The sequence below is a fragment of the Pseudomonas sp. GZD-209 genome, assembly GCF_049310485.1.
GTDB lineage: Bacteria > Pseudomonadota > Gammaproteobacteria > Pseudomonadales > Pseudomonadaceae > Aquipseudomonas > Aquipseudomonas sichuanensis.
Map to the genome: position 1 here is coordinate 47,599 of NZ_JBMOWQ010000027.1, position 15,676 is coordinate 63,274.

General features: G+C 63.9%; 12 protein-coding genes. 4 read left to right on the forward strand and 8 right to left on the reverse strand.

The features are described from left to right. Window positions 1-63: 63 nt before the first annotated feature. The 3 genes from ACO6VM_RS05080 to ACO6VM_RS05090 all read right to left on the reverse strand — a co-directional run bounded on the left by ACO6VM_RS05080 (window position 64) and on the right by ACO6VM_RS05090 (window position 3,261). Window positions 64-978: a LysR substrate-binding domain-containing protein gene (locus ACO6VM_RS05080; protein ID WP_422402857.1), complete on the reverse strand. Its 915-nt coding sequence runs from the start codon at window positions 976-978 to the stop codon at window positions 64-66. A 67-nt stretch (window positions 979-1,045) separates the two neighbouring features. Continuing rightward, window positions 1,046-2,131, reverse strand: coding sequence for a metal-dependent hydrolase (locus ACO6VM_RS05085; protein ID WP_401057338.1), 1,086 nt, complete (start codon window positions 2,129-2,131; stop codon window positions 1,046-1,048). A gap of 32 nt (window positions 2,132-2,163) precedes the next feature. Then, complete coding sequence (locus ACO6VM_RS05090) at window positions 2,164-3,261, reverse strand: sugar diacid recognition domain-containing protein (protein ID WP_401057339.1); 1,098 nt, start codon at window positions 3,259-3,261, stop codon at window positions 2,164-2,166. Window positions 3,262-3,424: 163 nt separating this feature from the next. Here ACO6VM_RS05090 and ACO6VM_RS05095 point away from each other — a divergent pair, with 163 nt between their 5' ends. Beyond that, window positions 3,425-4,753: an MFS transporter gene (locus ACO6VM_RS05095; protein WP_422402858.1), complete on the forward strand. Its 1,329-nt coding sequence runs from the start codon at window positions 3,425-3,427 to the stop codon at window positions 4,751-4,753. 132 nt (window positions 4,754-4,885) lie between these two features. Here the strand turns inward: ACO6VM_RS05095 and ACO6VM_RS05100 are convergent, their stop codons facing one another. Both ACO6VM_RS05100 and ACO6VM_RS05105 read right to left on the reverse strand, forming a co-directional pair. After that, window positions 4,886-6,001 (reverse strand): P1 family peptidase, encoded by a 1,116-nt coding sequence (locus ACO6VM_RS05100; protein ID WP_401057341.1) that lies wholly within the window; start codon window positions 5,999-6,001, stop codon window positions 4,886-4,888. 17 nt (window positions 6,002-6,018) lie between these two features. Next, window positions 6,019-7,383, reverse strand: a complete 1,365-nt coding sequence (locus ACO6VM_RS05105) for an APC family permease (RefSeq protein ID WP_401057342.1) — start codon at window positions 7,381-7,383, stop codon at window positions 6,019-6,021. Between the two features lie 315 nt (window positions 7,384-7,698). On the opposite strand from ACO6VM_RS05105, the gene ACO6VM_RS05110 reads away from it, so the two are divergent. After that, entirely contained in the window at window positions 7,699-8,490 is a 792-nt protein-coding gene (locus ACO6VM_RS05110) for a helix-turn-helix transcriptional regulator (protein WP_347149884.1), read from the forward strand. Between the two features lie 53 nt (window positions 8,491-8,543). On the opposite strand, the gene ACO6VM_RS05115 is transcribed toward ACO6VM_RS05110, so the two are convergent. The 3 genes from ACO6VM_RS05115 to ACO6VM_RS05125 are packed head-to-tail and all read right to left on the reverse strand — an operon-like array spanning window position 8,544 to window position 12,819. Then, window positions 8,544-10,172, reverse strand: a complete 1,629-nt coding sequence (locus ACO6VM_RS05115; RefSeq protein ID WP_422402859.1) for a hypothetical protein — start codon at window positions 10,170-10,172, stop codon at window positions 8,544-8,546. Continuing rightward, window positions 10,156-11,250 (reverse strand): caspase family protein, encoded by a 1,095-nt coding sequence (locus ACO6VM_RS05120; protein WP_422402860.1) that lies wholly within the window; start codon window positions 11,248-11,250, stop codon window positions 10,156-10,158. The genes ACO6VM_RS05115 and ACO6VM_RS05120 overlap by 17 nt, the downstream gene beginning before the upstream one ends. Before the next feature lie 9 nt (window positions 11,251-11,259). Next, window positions 11,260-12,819 (reverse strand): hypothetical protein, encoded by a 1,560-nt coding sequence (locus ACO6VM_RS05125; RefSeq protein ID WP_401057345.1) that lies wholly within the window; start codon window positions 12,817-12,819, stop codon window positions 11,260-11,262. Window positions 12,820-13,228: 409 nt separating this feature from the next. Between ACO6VM_RS05125 and ACO6VM_RS05130 the strand changes: the two genes are divergently transcribed. Both ACO6VM_RS05130 and ACO6VM_RS05135 read left to right on the forward strand, forming a co-directional pair. After that, the gene (locus tag ACO6VM_RS05130; protein ID WP_422402861.1) at window positions 13,229-14,299 is read left to right on the forward strand and encodes an enoyl-CoA hydratase/isomerase family protein; all 1,071 of its coding nucleotides are present in this window, start codon (window positions 13,229-13,231) and stop codon (window positions 14,297-14,299) included. A 16-nt stretch (window positions 14,300-14,315) separates the two neighbouring features. Continuing rightward, window positions 14,316-15,467 (forward strand): acyl-CoA dehydrogenase family protein, encoded by a 1,152-nt coding sequence (locus tag ACO6VM_RS05135; protein ID WP_422402862.1) that lies wholly within the window; start codon window positions 14,316-14,318, stop codon window positions 15,465-15,467. The last annotated feature ends 209 nt before the right edge of the window (window positions 15,468-15,676 follow it).

Consider the following 15,676-nt stretch of genomic DNA (forward strand, 5'->3'; position numbering starts at 1 on the left):
GCGGGGCAAGCCCGCTCCCACAGGGATCGCGCTAGCTTTAGCAGTTGAGTAAGACAGTTGCTCCTACAGGGCTTCCCAGGGCACCCCGGTTGCCCAGCTTTCGACCAGCAGATCGATGAAGCCGCGCACCCGTGGGGACAGGTGCCGCTTGCTAGGGTAGACGATGCGGATCGGGTCGGCCGGCGGGCGATAGTCGTGCAGCACTTCGACCAGTGTCCCGGCGCGCAGGTCTTCACCGGTGATGTAAGTGGGCAGGTGAATCAGCCCGAACCCCGCTCGCGCGCCATTGAGCATCGCCTCGGAGCTGTCGATGTTCAGCCGCCCCGGTTCCTCGCACAGGTGCAGCCCGGCGTCGGTGCGAAAACGCCACGGGCTGGACTTTTCTCCGGCCAGGAAGGCGATCTTGTCATGCCCGTACAAATCGGCCGGCGCCTGCGGCGTGCCGTGGCGCTGCAGGTAGTCGGGCGAGGCACAGGTGACGAACTGCTGCCAGGCCACGGTGCGCGTCAGCAGCTGCGAATCCTCTTTCGGCGCGCCGATGCGCACCGCCACGTCGACGCCCTCCTCGACCAGGTCGACGAAACGGTCGGTAAAGCGGATATCGGCGCGCAGCTCGGGCCACAGCTTGAGGTAGCGGTCGAGGATCGGCAGCACATGGCGCTGGCCGAACGACAACGGCGCGGTCAGGCGCAAGGTGCCGGTGGGCTGGCCCCGGCGCTGGGCCATGGTCGACTCGACTTCATCGAGGTCGTCGAGGATCTGCCGCCAGCGCTCGAAGGCCACCAGCCCTTCGTCGGTCAGGCTCAGCTTGCGCGTGGTGCGGTTGAGCAGCCGCACCGCCATGCGGGCTTCCAGCCGGGCGATGCTCTTGCCCACCGCCGAGCGGGTCAGGCCCAGGCTGGCGGCGGCAGCGGTGAAACTGCCGGCCTTCACGGCGCTGACGAAGGCAGCGATATCGCCGAAGCGGTTGGGTTCCATGCTGTATTCCCGAACAAGACAAGCCAGCTAAATGGGTGCGCAACCGCAGATTGCAAGGCCGCCGCCCTCAGCGCCCGGCCTCGGCGGCATGCCCCAGCGACTGGCTGGCCCAGGCAGCCAGCGGCAAGGGTGGCTGCTGGTCGAGGATGCGCCGCCAGATCAGGCTCAGCTTGGCGCCATCGAACAGCGAGGCCGCACCGCCGCCGATCCAGCCCCGGGGCTGAATCACCTGCCATTGGCCGGCAGCGTCACGCTGGGCCATCTGGAAGCGGAAACTGTAGTTGCCCGGCACCCCCATGCGCAGGTCGGTGACCACCAGCGCGTCGCCGACCACGTCGTAACGCAGCCAGTCGCCAGTGAACCAGCGCAGGCGCTCGTGCAGCGGCACGCTGGTCAGCACCTTGCCGGCCTCGAGGTTGCGCGGCTGGCGCAGCATTTCGGGCGGCTCGCGGTCGAACAGGCTGCTGACGCCTTCGTAGTAATCGCCATCCGGGGTTTTCGCCAACATCCGCCAGACCAGGCTGTTGAAGGCCATCGGCACGGCGCGCACCTCGCTGGCGACGATACCCTGCTGCGCCAGCGCCTGGCTGAAGCGCTGTTCGGCGGCCATGCGCCCGGCCATGCCAAAGCCCAGGTAAACCGTGCTGAACGCCAACGCCAGGGACAGCACGCCGACCGCCCTGCCCTGCAGGCCCTTGAACGCTGCGTACAGCACCGCCAGCAGCAACGGCACGGTGTACACCGGGTCGATGATGAACACCGCCGCCCAGCTTTGCGGCGTGGGCTGCAAGGGCCAGAGCAACTGGGTGCCATACACCGTGAATGCATCGAGCAGCGGGTGGGTGACCAGCACCAGCCAGAACGCCAGGAACAACTGCGGCCAGCGATAGCCCTTTTGCGGCCAGTAGCGCTGGCCCAGCCAGGCGACCGTCCAGGCCATCAACAGTGCAAGCCCGGTAAGGACGAACAGCGAATGGGAAAAGCCTCGGTGGAAGGTCATCTGCGACACCGGGTCGGCGTAGCGGATCAGCACGTCGAGGTCCGGCAAGGTGGCCAGGGCGGCGCCGTAAAACAGTGAGCGGCGACCTTGAATACGGCCCAGCACAGCGCCTTGCAGGGCGGCGCCGAGTACGGCTTGCGTCAGTGAATCCAATGCATATCTCCATGAAAAACGCGGTGCAGCACTCAGTCTGCGGGTAACAGCTGCAAGCCCAGGTACAGGCTGAGCATGCCTTCCAGGCGCAGCGGATCGACTTCGCCCAGCTCGGCGATGCGTTCAAGCCGGTAGCGCAGGCTGTTGCGGTGAATGCCCAAGGCATCAGCGCAGGCCTGGCTCTGCCCATCATGGGCGCACCAGGCGCGCAGCGTGGCCAGCAGCTGGCCGCTGGCATCCTTGGCACGTACGCGCAGCAAGGGTTCGAGCAACTCGTCCAGGGCATCGTCGTTGCGGTGGCGCCAGAGCAGCGCCGGCAGGCGGTAGCGGGCCAGCGACAGCAGGCGCTCGCCTGGCAGCACTTCGCGCCCGTAGGCCAGCAGGTCGCGCACCCGCCGGTAGCCGCGGCGCAGTTGCTCCAGGCTTTGCGCCGGGCTGCCCAGGGCCAGGCGTTCGACCACCCAGCCATGGCGTTGCAGGCGTTCCAGCAAGCGCGGCTCGTCCAACGCCACGTTGGCCGGGCGGCACCACAGCAGCGATTGGCGCGCGGGGCTTACACACCAGCTGTCGGGGTAGCGGCTCATAAGCCAGGCCGACAGGGCTTCGGCCGGGGGCCCGGCCTGCAGTTCGAACAGGCAGGGAATGCGTGGCAGGTTGGGTTTGAGCCCGAGCTGCTGGGCCTCATCGACCAGCCGGGGGGATTCGCCGCTGCCGCCTAGCAGCAGGGCCAGCAGGTCGTCACAACGCTGGCGGCGCCATTGCTGCTCCACCTGCAAATGGCGCTGGGCCAGGAGCATTTCGGCGGTCATGCGCACCAGCTCGGCGTAGGTGCGCAGTTGCTGCGGGTCGCCGGTCAGGCCGAGCACGCCGATCAGCCGCTCATCGAGCATCAGCGGCAGGTTGACCCCGGGCTGCACACCCTTCAGGCACTTCGCGGCGTCCACGTCGAGCTCGACGATCCGCCCGTTGGCCAGCACCAGCTGGGCGCCTTCGTGACGGGTGTTGATGCGTTCCGGCTCGCCGCTGCCGAGGATCAGCCCCTGGCTGTCCATCACGTTGACGTTGCACGGCAGGATGGCCATCGCCCGGTCGACGATGTCCTGGGCCAGGTCGTGGTCCAGTTCGAACATGTGCAGGTCCTTAGGGTTGCCTAGGGTTGGTCGGCGGCACAGCAGGCTGTGGCTGGGGCTGTGCAAAAGCACAAAGACAGTGGCGCTACACTCCCCGAGACTCGTCAGGGCGAGCGCCGAAACAGGCGACGCGGTGACAACCATAACAAAAGAGAACCCGATCATGGCACACAGCCCCGCCCCTGACCAAGGCAACGACGTCACCCGCAACGCGCTGTACCGGCGCATCACCCTGCGGCTGATTCCGTTCATTTTCATCTGCTACCTGTTCAACTACCTGGACCGCGTCAACGTCGGCTTCGCCAAGCTGCAGATGCTCGACGCGCTCAAATTCAGCGAAACCGTATACGGCCTCGGCGCCGGTATCTTCTTCATCGGCTACGTGCTGTGCGGCCTGCCCAGCAACCTGGCGCTCAACCGCTTCGGCCCGCGGCGCTGGATCGCGCTGATGATGATCGCCTGGGGCAGCCTGAGTACCTGCCTGCTGTTCGTCACCACCCCCACCGAGTTCTATGCCTTGCGCCTGCTCACCGGCGCCGCCGAGGCGGGCTTCTTCCCCGGCGTGGTGCTGTACCTTTCGCGCTGGTTCCCGGCGGCGCGCCGGGGCCGGATCATGGCCTTGTTCATGTCGGCTATCCCGGTGTCCGGCCTGCTGGGCGGGCCGTTCTCCGGCTGGATCCTGCAGCACTTCGCTGCAGGCCAGGGTGGCCTGGCCGGTTGGCAGTGGATGTTCCTGATCCAGGGCCTGCCGACCGTGGCACTGGGTGCGCTGGCCATCGTGCTGCTTAGCGACGGCTACCAGAAAGCCCCTTGGCTGAGCCCGGCGGAGCGCCAGATGATCGAGGCAGACCTGGCGGCCGATGCCGCGAGCAAACCGGCCACCAGCGGTGACGGCGTGCTCGCCGTGCTGACCAATCCGTTGATCTGGACCTTCGGCTTCGTCTACTTCTGCATCCAGAGCGGCGTGTATGCCATCAACTTCTGGCTGCCGTCGATCATCAAGAACATGGGCTTCGACAACCCGCTGCTGATCGGCTGGCTGAGCGCCATTCCGTACCTGCTGGCCGGGGTGTTCATGATTCTGGTGGGCCGCTCGGCAGACCTGCGCAACGAGCGGCGCTGGCATTTGGTCGTGCCGATGCTGATGGGCGCCCTGGGGCTGCTGATCGCGGTCAACTTCGCCGCCCAGCCGACCATTGCCATCCTCGGCCTGTCGATCGCCACCATGGGTGCGCTCACCGGCCTGCCGATGTTCTGGCCGATGCCGACCGCGCTGCTCAGTGCCGGTACCGCCGTGGCGGGGTTGGCGGTGATCAACTCGGTCGGACAGATGGCGGGCTTCCTCAGCCCGTACCTGGTCGGGTTCATCAAGGACCAGACCGGGTCGACCGATGCGGCGCTGTATGCCCTGGCAGGCTTGATCGTACTGGGTAGCCTGGTGGCGCTGAGAGTTTCGCGCTCGGGTAATCCCGCCTTCGCCCGCGCTCGCTAGCAGACCCGATCGCGGGGCAAGCCCGCTCCCACGCTCCAGGAGTCCTGGAATCCTGGAGTCCTGGACTCTAGGACTCTAGGACTCTAGGACTCTAGGACTCTAGCGTGGGAGCGGGCTTGCCCCGCGATGCTTTTAATGCCGGGCCTGCGCTTTCCACCCTGCCTCATGCAAGGCAGTCAGCAGTGTGTCGCCATCGAGCCCCGGCACCACCGCCCCGCCCTTGCCGACCATCGCCCTCCCCGCCAGCAGCGCATTGACAATCGCCTCCTCCACCGCCTCCGCCGCCGCCATGAACAGCGCCGAGATATGGTCGTTATTGAGCATGCGCACCTGCGTGCACTGGGCCAGGTCCTTGCGCCCGTAGTCGGCCGGCGGCAGGCCCTGATTACCGGTGGAGAACGCCAGGAAGATATCGCCACTGGAGTCCTCGGTACCGCCACCGGTGCGGGCAATGCCGATCGATGCCCGTTGCGCCAGGCGCTGGCACTGATGCGGTAGCAGCGGCGCATCCGTGGCGATCACCACCACGATCGAGCCCATCCCGGGGGTGCCCTGTTCACGCTCGGCGAAGGGCGACGGCAGGTGCCCAAGCTGGCGGCCCACCGGGTAGCCATCGATGCGCAACTCCTGGCGCTGGCCGTGGTTGGCCTGCACCAACGCCCCGACCGTCCAGCCGCCCTGCTGCGCTGGCAGCTGCCGCGAGGCAGTGCCGATACCGCCCTTGAACTCGTGGCAGATCATCCCGGTGCCGCCACCCACCGGGCCTTCGGTTACCGCGCCGGGGGCAGCGTTGTCCAGCGCCTGGCGCACCTGCAGCGGGGTCACGTGCTGGCCCCAGATATCGTTGAGCAGCCCGTCGTAGGTTTCCATCACCACCGGCATGCACCAGTACACGGCGTCATCCGCCAGGCGCTCACGTTCGGCAGCGATCAGCGCATCGCGCACCACGCCGACGCTGTGGGTGTTGGTAATGGCGATCGGCGTGGTCAAAAGCCCCGCCTCGCGGATCCACTCAAGGCCGGTGGCATCGCCATTGCCGTTGAGCACATGGCAGCCGGCGAAACAGGGCGCCAGGCGCGCGGCACCGGGGCGCGGCTCGATCACGGTCACCCCGGTGCGGATCGGCGCCAGGCGTTGTTCATCCAGCAGGGTGCTGTGGCCAACCCGCACGCCCGGCACATCGGTGATGGCATTGAACGGGCCCGGGGTGCCGTGGCCGAGGGTAATACCCAATTGACGCGCACGCATGTCTACTCCTTGGATGCTCACAATTTCTGGAAGGTCGGGCTGAGCCGGCCGTGGGTGCTGTAGAGGATGACCGACACCGCCAGCAGCCCGAACAGAATCAGCAGGTCGCGCAGCGAGGCCTGTTGCAGCAGGGTCACCAGCAGCCAGCCGGCGCCGCTCACGGCCAGCAGCGCCGGCAAGGGCCACAGCGGCATGCGGTACGGGTGTTCGCGGTCGCGGCGCAGCACCCGGCTGCACAGGGCGCAGGCGGCCACTACCAGGTAGATCAGCAGCAGCAACAGCACGGTGAACGAGGTCAGCTCTTCGAGGCTGCCGGACAGGCTCAGCAAGGCCGAGGGGATGGCCAGGAACAGCGTGGCCAGCCACGGCGACTCCCAGCGCGGGTGAATCACGGTGAAGGCGCGGTTGAGGGCCGGTGTCCAGATGGCATCGCGGCCGCTGCTGTACACCACCCGGCCAACCTGGATGACGATGGCGACGATGGCATTGAACACCGACAGGAAGATCCCGGCGCTGACCAGCCGTGCAAGGGTTTCATTGCCATGGGTGGTGAGCAGGTAGCCGATCGGGTCGCCGCTGGCCAGCATCGCGTCAAGCGACGGCGCACCGATTAGCAATGCGGCCAGCGGGATGACTTCGATGGCCACCACCACGACCAGCGACCACAGCACCGCCCGGTGCACGGTGCGCCCGCCGTCCTTCATGTCCTCGGCCAGCAGCACCGCGCCACCATAGCCGTTGAAGGCGAACAGCGCCATGCCTACCGCGCCCAGCACCAACGCCCAGGGGGCAGCCACCAGGGCCCCCTGCTCCAGCACCTGCGGCTGCAGCAGGCTGGCCGCCGGCTGGCTGGCATTGCCAAAGCCCAGGGTGACGATCACCAGCAAGGCGGCCACTTCGCAGATCAGGAACAGCCCGGTGATCCAGGCATTGAGGCGGATATTGAGAATGCCCAGGGCATAGCTGGCGACCACGATCACCAGGGCCACGCTCTGGGTATCGAAGCCTGTGCCCAGGGCGTTATTGAGGTAGGTGGCGGCGCCGGCCGCCAGCACCGGCGGGATGAACAGCATCGAGGCCAGCACGGTGAGGAAGGTGGCATAGCCTGCCAGCCCGCCGAACACCCGCTTGGCGTACACGTACTCACCGCCGGCGGTGCTGTGGGCGCGGCCCAGCTCGGCGTAGCACCAGGCGAACATCAGGGCCAGCAGCGCCGCCATGAGAAAGGACAGGAACGCGCCGCTGCCGGCCTGCTGGATGGCGAACGGGGCAATGACGAACACGGAACTGGCCGGGGTGACCGCCGAAACGGTGATGGCGACCACATCGGGCATACCCAGACGCTGCTTGAGTGCGCTCGCGGGCACTTCGCTGGAGCTCATGGCGTTTTTCCTCTGATTGTTATTGGTAGTGAGGGCAAAACCGGGGGTCGTGCGGCCGCTGGACCTGGCTGGACTGTAGGCGGGTGGGCGCTGGGCGCCAATTACCCTATGGGGGTACGCCCCTTGACGACGTAGGGAAAGATCACCTGATACTGTGGGACGTTCATCGCGGGGGAAACCCCCTCCCCCCAAGAGCCCCCCAAAAGCGGTGAGGGGTTTCCCCCCGCAAGCCCCCCCCTACCCAAACACCACCCCCCCCCCTCCCCCCCCCCCCCCCCCCCGCGATAGGTCTACATTGCGAATGCCTGGGGGATCATGCACAACCTGTTCACCGAAGCCAGCGCCCACGCGGGCCTGGCCCGCACCGTCGAGCAGCTCGGCCAGCCGCGCTTCTGGCGCCAGTTGATGCTGCTGTTGCAGCACTGGGTTCCGTTCGACAATGCCCTGGCAATGTTCTACCCCCGCGCCGGCCTGCCGCGGGCGCTGGAGATCTTCGATGCCCGCGGCGAGGGCAACCCCGAGGCCATGGCCCTGTACCTGAGCGGGCTGTACCAGCTCGACCCCTTCTACCAGGCCTGCCAGGAGGGTATCGGCGATGGCCTGCACCGTCTGGAAGAAGTGGCGCCGGACCAGTTCCGCCAGAGCGAGTACTACCTCACCTACTTCCACGACCATGTGCTGGAAGACGAAATGCAGTTCATCGTGCAACTGGGCGATAGCGGCGCCCTGTCGCTGTCGCTGGGCAGCCGCCAGCGCTTCGCGGCGGCGCAGCATGGCCTGCTGGTGATGGTCTGCCCGTGGGTGCTGGCGCTGCTCGGCCAGCACTGGCAACAGCAAAGCCAGCGCCCGGCGCCGGCGATGGCCAGCCAGGTGCGCGATGCCATGAGCCTGTTCGGCGCCAAGGTGCTGTCGGAGCGCGAGCTGGAGATCGCCCGGCTGGTGTTGCGGGGTTATTCGTCAAAAGCCATGGCCGAGCGCCTGGCGATCTCGCCGGAGACGGTCAAGGTGCATCGGCGGCACCTGTACGCCAAGCTGGATATCTCGTCGCAGTCGGAGCTATTTTCGTTGTTCCTGCAGTCGTTGGGGCATGATCCGCAGGATCCGTGATCGAAATGGGGCACCCATAGCTTGAGCATTGCAGCCGTGAAAATCGCATCCGCTCATGAATCGCTCGGTGGCCCGACCGCCGCCAATGCCAGCAAAGCCACTGTCGGTGAAGCGTTTTCACGTGCCATGGTAAGCATGCGTGTGCCGGTTGCCATTAGCTTACTTAATAGTTCGCTGCTGCCTGCCCCCAACCAGCCTACCAACTCGTCCAGCAGCATCGCACTCAACTGATCAGCCTGCTTCGTTGGCAACCGTAACCCCTCGACTGCCTGGCGAATCAGTGCTGGCTCGCCGATGGCTTGCACCAAGGTTTTGTCGGTCAATACCAGAAACGCCGAAAAAAGATCATCTAGCCGTGAATCGCGGAACTTGAAACGTTGGTCGTCGATATCTTCTCGACAAGCGTTCCAGGCGTTCATGAAAGCCTCACTCTGGAACACCTGCGCGATGATGGTATAGAGATGCCGCTCAGTCATCTTGTTCAAGTTTTGTCGAAGCAGGCGTTCCATTCTGGTCTGCTTGAGCTTTACGACCGGCTCCAAGGCACTGCCACGTTCCTGCGTCAGTTGCGCGAACAGGTCATGTAACACATGCCTTGATGTAGTCTGGGAACTGGTCGTTTCGGCGAGCTCTGTCCAGGTAAACCAGACACCGGCGGTCCCCACCCGAAATTGCTGCTGGAACAACGCATGCAACTGCTGGTTTGCGCCAGCGGTTTGCAACAGATTGACCCAACTGTGCCGCAGCAAAGGGGGGCCCGCGAGTTCCTGTTGTTCAAAGCGCTGTTCATTGCCGAACAACGCACTATCAGGATAAGGCATCGGCGCGAGTTCTAAGTGTTTCACCCCGCCGCCCAATTGCGCATCAAGCAATGCCAACAGGGGGTTTTCAGGCTCATTTTCGTCAGTCCAACTGCTCCAGCCCGACAAGCGACGCCCTAGCCCCAATGTCTTTCGTGCCGCCTCGAGCCGACACAGGCTAGCCTCCACCGCCCCGACCCGTAGCCCAGGGCGCAGCAACGTCATACCAGCATGTTCGAGCTCCACTGGCAGCGGCTTGCCGCTGAGCTGATCGGTCAAAACCAGCAGATAGACCGATGTGACCCATCCCTCGATACACCACAGCGCCAGGCAGCGGCGCTCCCCAGTGGCCAAGCGCTGCACCAATTGATACGGGCCTGCCTCCAGGCAGCCGTGGGCAACGATGGCTTGTGCACTGCAACGCACAGTCAGTTGAACCTGCTCCCCGGTCTGGAAACGTTCGAGTTGCAATTGCTCGTATACCTGTTGAAGTTGCGCTTGCACATCACTGTTCGGTGACCACAGCAACAGCTGAAAGTTACGCCCGCCCTTGGCCACCAGATAACGCCCCAGACCGAGCTTGCGGCCCAATTGGGTGCCACGCAACGGCAACGGCGACGGGAACGAAATGGCCGGGTAAAGGAATTTCGTCTGCTGCATCGGGTTCTGAGATATCTGGATTGTATGAACCCTCTGTTCGTAGCCAACCCGCTGGCGCACGGTATAGCTGCCCGGTGGCAGACTGACCTTGAGCCTGCCTGCACCCTCGGCAATCAACACGGAGCCTTGGATGACCAAGTACAGCTCAGAGGCACCGTCCTCCACCGCAATCTCTATGTCGAACAGCGCTTGGTCAGGATCTGCCTCAAACTTCAATGACATGCTGTTCTCCGGGCGTAAAGGTGAGCGTTGTACCTTCCATCGTCAGCGTGAATTCATCGACGGGCAGACGTAGCTCGAACTGGCGCGAGGGTAGGTGTGCGCCGACCCATTCGCTGCGGTAGGCACGCGTAAGAAACTGGTCGTCCCACTTGATACCGTTGCCATCGACCGAGCCCATGACGTACTGAAACTCCGAGCGTATTCGAAAACGGCTACCGGGCACGCGTTCCTTACCCAGCCGGAACACCTGACTGACCAGGTGTCTGCCCGACTGAAACAGTAAGTCTTCTTCTTCGGGCATGACAAAGCGAGGTGTCGGTGGCGTCTGCTCGGGATACCAATCCGACCATGCATTGAGAATAAACTGCTTGAGCTGACTGGCCGCCACTTTACCGAGCAAGTCGCACTGAGCTTCGCGCAACGCCCTGAGCCAGGCGTTGGTCGCCAGACCAACCACCTTGCCGTTGGCATCCGCCAATTCACGCTCTTGCGCCCTGCCCCGCCGTGGTGCTGCGTAGATCGCCAGGACCTTGACTCCCTCGCTGTCGTCGTCCTCATTCTTGGGGAGCTGCGGAATGGCGTACTCCATCTCGCTCGCCACATCCCTGCAACAGTCCATGATCAGCACGATTTCGCGGAACAGCCCAGCACGTTTGGCGGCTTCGGCATACAAGCTGCCTGGCAGGTTTCTATGGTAGTCGTTGAAGCAGTCGGCGCCGTACAACGCTGCGCGAGTTGCTCTGTCGTCCTGCAGTGAAAAACCGTGCCCTGAGAAGTACAGATACAGGCGGCCATCGCGTCGGCGAAACTTACGCTCCTTATCGTACGCAATCGTGTCGAAGGCGTTGGCGAACTGGCTGTTGCTGGGTTGCCCCATCAGCGCGACCTCAGGTTCAGGCGTCATCAGGCTGGTATGGGTGACCAACTTTTGGATATTGAGTACCGGCAAGTTGTACCCTGGCGAGCGCAACCATTGGAACACCTGTTCCACGTCGTTGATCGGGCCCTCCAGCGGTGGATAGTGGTCAGCGTCCAGGTATCGGGAGATGCCAACCAGGATGGCATGATCGTCTGGCATCATGAACTCCTAGCCCTGGATGAAGGCTTGAACCGATTGCAGGGTTGAAGGGTCGTTGTCGAAATCGCCATGCTTGGCGGAATCGCTATTGAAGCCGACTTGTTGGCCAATGCTGGGCGACCAGACCGTACGGTGGGGGTCGTGGTTCAGGAAGGTGTGTACAGCTTTAACCGGCTCCAATCCGGTAAATCGTGTATCCATCAGGAAGCGCTCCATGCCGACCAAAGGCATGTCGATCACGCTGTCCCATCCGCCATCGACCGCATTACCTTCCAGAAGACCCGATACGAAATACAGCAAGCTGCGGGTATACAACGGTTTGAGCATCTGGTCCTGGCTCTCGCGGCTATCGCGCATGGCGAACATCCTGAACGTCTTGAGCCGATCAGAACCGTGGGCCTGGACCGCTTGAGCAAAGCGCGCGCAAGTGATCGCGGGTGCCAGGAACACCACGCGAATTGGCATTTTGAGCCCCAAGGCCTTGGCCTGATCAAGGAAATTACAGATGTAGATCGCACCGGTGCTGTGCCCCACTAGTGTCAGCTGCGGCAGCGATTGATTGGCATTCTGCGAGGTGATCAGTGCCTGGACCACGGCGCGGCCACATGCCTCAGCGCTGGGACCGAAGCTGTCCTGGGTATCCTTCTTCATCTGATTCCACACCGCCGCACCGATCAAGTCGCCACGTACCGCATGGCGCAGTACCTCTTCGACGACCGTGCAATAGAGGCCATGGTCACTTTTAGCCCGGTAACGTCGGATTACCGCGATCACTACCTTGGCGGCAAAGCGCGCCACCGTCAGCCAAGTGAGCATGCCCCGGGTTTTGATCTGCCCCGATGGCTGCGGCGCAGCGGGCTGGAACATCTCATCGATCGCCGCCTCGCTGAGGAACAGCACCTGTGCTTTAGCACGACTCTCGGCAGCTCCCTTGGTTGCCACCTGCGCTGGCGGGATAGATGCGTTGTAGGCCTCGGCCAATGCCTTCTTGAAGGCCGCATCGTTGGCCAACCCCTGGTTGATCTCCTGGGCCAGATTGCCCTCGCTTGGCAACGCCGCCTTGGTGGCCGGGCTTCCCGTCACATCGGGTTGTACGCTGCTCTGGTCTACTGGCGGGGCCTGATTATTGCCGTTGAACCATTGGTCATAGGCTTGACGGAAAGCATCCAGGCCACCTGGAAAACCGGTCTTGCCATCCGCCGAGAACTTCTTCAACACCCATTCCGAGACCTTTTTGATCAGCTCGCGCAATGCTGGGTCCTGCAACAGATCAGCCTTGTTGTTCCAGATTGCTTCCTTGAACCCCGACTCCCAAACGAAAAACAACGGGTAGGCCTTGCTGGCCTGGTAAACGCTGGTCAACGGCGCGACGATGTTGCTAAGGGCATAGTCACGTGAAACCAATCCACCATGAAAATGCAGTACCAGGCCATGCTTGGGCGCCTGTTTGAGCGCCTCTTGCAGAATGATCTGCACCTGTCCAGGCTCACTCAGTGGTGCGGTACCCAGCAGGCCGTTGGCAGAAATCAGGTAATGGGCCTTGTCAGGCACGGCGGTCGTAGCTCCCATTTCAGCTCCCCTCCCGTTCGAAAAGACGGCAAGAAAATCCTGTCGTCATCGCCTCAGTCTGGGTCGAAAAATTGGATCCGCAATGAATGGCCGCAGATTTTTAACCACATCCAGGCGCTTGTTTTCTGGCGCCGACTTACCACCGCCCGCCGCTCCGCAAACTCGATACTTACGGCGCAATCAAACGCCAAGGCGCAGGGCCAAGGCGCTTTTATCAAACGGCCTCGCACATCGGTTTGTCACAGCGCTAAAGTCACAAGACTCAGCTGGCCGGAGCCCAAGCAAAAATGCAGCCTGACCCTGCAGATTTGCCAATTGTGCAAGGCAAATTCGCATGACAGGATCCTGCGACCCGCCCGCGCATTCCAGGCTTCACTTGGAAAATCAATAACAAAGCAGGGAGAACGCGATGACCGCGCACGCTCACACCTCGGCAACGGATCATGTACTGGCCGAGGACCGTAACCATATCGGCCACCTCACCCTCAACCGCCCCGCCGGCCTCAATGCCCTAACCCTCGACATGGTCCGCAGCCTGCAAAAACACCTGCACCGCTGGGCCCAGGACGCCAACGTGCAGGCCGTGGTGCTGCGCGGCGAAGGGCCGAAGGGCTTCTGCGCCGGTGGCGATATCCGCTCACTGCATGACAGCTACAAGGCCGGCCAGCGCCTGCACCTGGACTTCTTCGAAGAGGAATACGCCCTCGACCTGTGCATCCACCGTTACCGCAAGCCGGTCATGGTGCTGATGGACGGCTTCACCCTGGGCGGAGGCATGGGCCTGGCCCAGGGCTGCGACCTGCGTATCGTCACCGAGCGCAGCCGCCTGGGGATGCCCGAGGTGGGCATCGGCTACTTCCCCGATGTCGGCGGCAGCTACTTCCTGCCGCGCGTGCCCGGCGAGCTGGGTATCTACCTGGGCGTCAGCGGCACCCAGATAAAGGCCGCCGACGCCTTGTACTGCGGCCTCGCCGACTGGTACCTGGACAGCGACAAACTGGCCGCACTGGATGAGGGGCTCGACCGCCTGGCATTCGGCGACCACCCGCTCAAGGACCTGCAAGGCCTGCTCGCACGGCTTGGCACCCAGACCCTGGGCGATGCACCGCTGGCCAAACTGCGCCCGGTGATCGACCACTTCTTCGCCCTGCCCGACCTGCCCAGCATCATCGAGCAACTGCGCGCGGTGCGCATCGGTGACAGCCACCAATGGGCGCTGGACACCGCCGACCTGCTGCAGACCCGCTCGCCGCTGGCCATGGCCGTGACCCTGGAGCTGTTGCGCCGTGGCCGCCACCTGGCGCTGGAAGACTGCTTCGCCATGGAGCTGCACATCGACCGCCAGTGGTTCGACCACGGCGACCTCATCGAGGGCGTGCGCGCCCTGATCATCGACAAGGACAAGCAACCGCGCTGGAACCCGCCGACCCTGGCGGCGCTCAATACCCAGCGGGTCGACCAATTCTTCGAAGGCCTGTAAGGCCGGGAGTACGCAGATGCAAGACCTGGAACTGAGCGAAGAACAGATCATGATCCGCGACATGGCGCGGGATTTCGCCCGTGGCGAGATCGCGCCCCGCGCCCAGGCCTGGGAAAAGGCCGGCTGGATCGATGACGAGGTGGTGCGCAAGATGGGCGAGCTGGGCCTGCTCGGCATGGTCGCACCGGAGCAGTTCGGCGGCAGCTACACCGACTACGTCGCCTATGCCCTGGCGGTGGAGGAAATCTCCGCCGGTGACGGCGCCATCGGGGCGCTGATGAGCATTCACAACTCGGTGGGCTGCGGCCCGCTGCTGGCCTACGGCAACCCTGAGCAACAACAGGCCTGGCTGCCAAAGCTGGCCAGCGGTGAAGTGATCGGCTGCTTCTGCCTGACCGAGCCCCAGGCGGGTTCCGAAGCCCACAACCTGCGCACCCGCGCCGAGCTGGTCGATGGCCAGTGGGTGATCAACGGTGCCAAGCAGTTCGTCAGCAACGCCCGCCGCGCCAAGCTGGCCATCGTGTTTGCGGTGACCGACCCGGAACTGGGCAAGAAAGGCCTGTCGGCGTTCCTGGTACCCACCGACAACCCGGGGTTCAAGGTCGACCGCAGCGAACACAAGATGGGGATCCGCGCCTCCGACACCTGCGCCGTGACCCTGGACAACTGCCGTATCCCTGCCGCCAACCTGCTGGGTGAGCGTGGCAAGGGGCTGGCGATCGCCCTGTCCAACCTCGAAGGCGGGCGCATCGGCATCGCCGCCCAGGCCCTGGGCATCGCCCGTGCGGCGTTCGAGGCGGCGCTGCTGTATTCCCGTGACCGCATCCAGTTCGGCAAGCCGATCAACGAGCACCAGAGCATCGCCAACCTGCTGGCCGACATGCAGGTGCAGATCAACGCTGCGCGCTTGCTGATCCTGCATGCCGCGCGGCTGCGCACGGCCGGCAAGCCGTGTTTGTCGGAGGCCTCCCAGGCCAAGTTGTTCGCCTCGGAAATGGCTGAGCGGGTGTGCTCGATGGCGATCCAGGTGCATGGTGGGTACGGCTACCTGGAGGACTACCCGGTAGAGAAGTACTACCGCGATGCGCGGATTACCCAGATCTACGAAGGGTCGAGCGAGATCCAGCGCATGCTGATTGCGCGGGAGTTGAAGCACTACCCGATTTGATGCCATTGCATCCAGGTTGAAGTCTCTGCCTTGTGTTGCTTGTTCTGGCCTCATCGCCGGCAAGCCGGCTCCCACAGGTACAGCGCATTCCTTGAGTTCATCGCTGTCACTGTGGGAGCCGGCTTGCCGGCGATAAGGCCGATACAAGCAGTGCCAGGCAGTTGCTCCCACCTGCTCATCAACACAACGGCTAGACTAAACGCACTACA

Bases quoted from the DNA above. Each gene is read 5' to 3' on its own strand.
- ACO6VM_RS05115 (WP_422402859.1), bottom strand. From the start codon at position 10,172: ATGTCATTGAAGTTTGAGGCAGATCCTGACCAAGCGCTGTTCGACATA.
- ACO6VM_RS05135 (WP_422402862.1), top strand. From the start codon at position 14,316: ATGCAAGACCTGGAACTGAGCGAAGAACAGATCATGATCCGCGACATG.
- ACO6VM_RS05100 (WP_401057341.1), bottom strand. From the start codon at position 6,001: ATGCGTGCGCGTCAATTGGGTATTACCCTCGGCCACGGCACCCCGGGC.
- ACO6VM_RS05105 (WP_401057342.1), bottom strand. From the start codon at position 7,383: ATGAGCTCCAGCGAAGTGCCCGCGAGCGCACTCAAGCAGCGTCTGGGT.
- ACO6VM_RS05095 (WP_422402858.1), top strand. From the start codon at position 3,425: ATGGCACACAGCCCCGCCCCTGACCAAGGCAACGACGTCACCCGCAAC.
- ACO6VM_RS05090 (WP_401057339.1), bottom strand. From the start codon at position 3,261: ATGTTCGAACTGGACCACGACCTGGCCCAGGACATCGTCGACCGGGCG.
- ACO6VM_RS05120 (WP_422402860.1), bottom strand. From the start codon at position 11,250: ATGCCAGACGATCATGCCATCCTGGTTGGCATCTCCCGATACCTGGAC.
- ACO6VM_RS05125 (WP_401057345.1), bottom strand. From the start codon at position 12,819: ATGGGAGCTACGACCGCCGTGCCTGACAAGGCCCATTACCTGATTTCT.
- ACO6VM_RS05130 (WP_422402861.1), top strand. From the start codon at position 13,229: ATGACCGCGCACGCTCACACCTCGGCAACGGATCATGTACTGGCCGAG.
- ACO6VM_RS05110 (WP_347149884.1), top strand. From the start codon at position 7,699: ATGCACAACCTGTTCACCGAAGCCAGCGCCCACGCGGGCCTGGCCCGC.
- ACO6VM_RS05080 (WP_422402857.1), bottom strand. From the start codon at position 978: ATGGAACCCAACCGCTTCGGCGATATCGCTGCCTTCGTCAGCGCCGTG.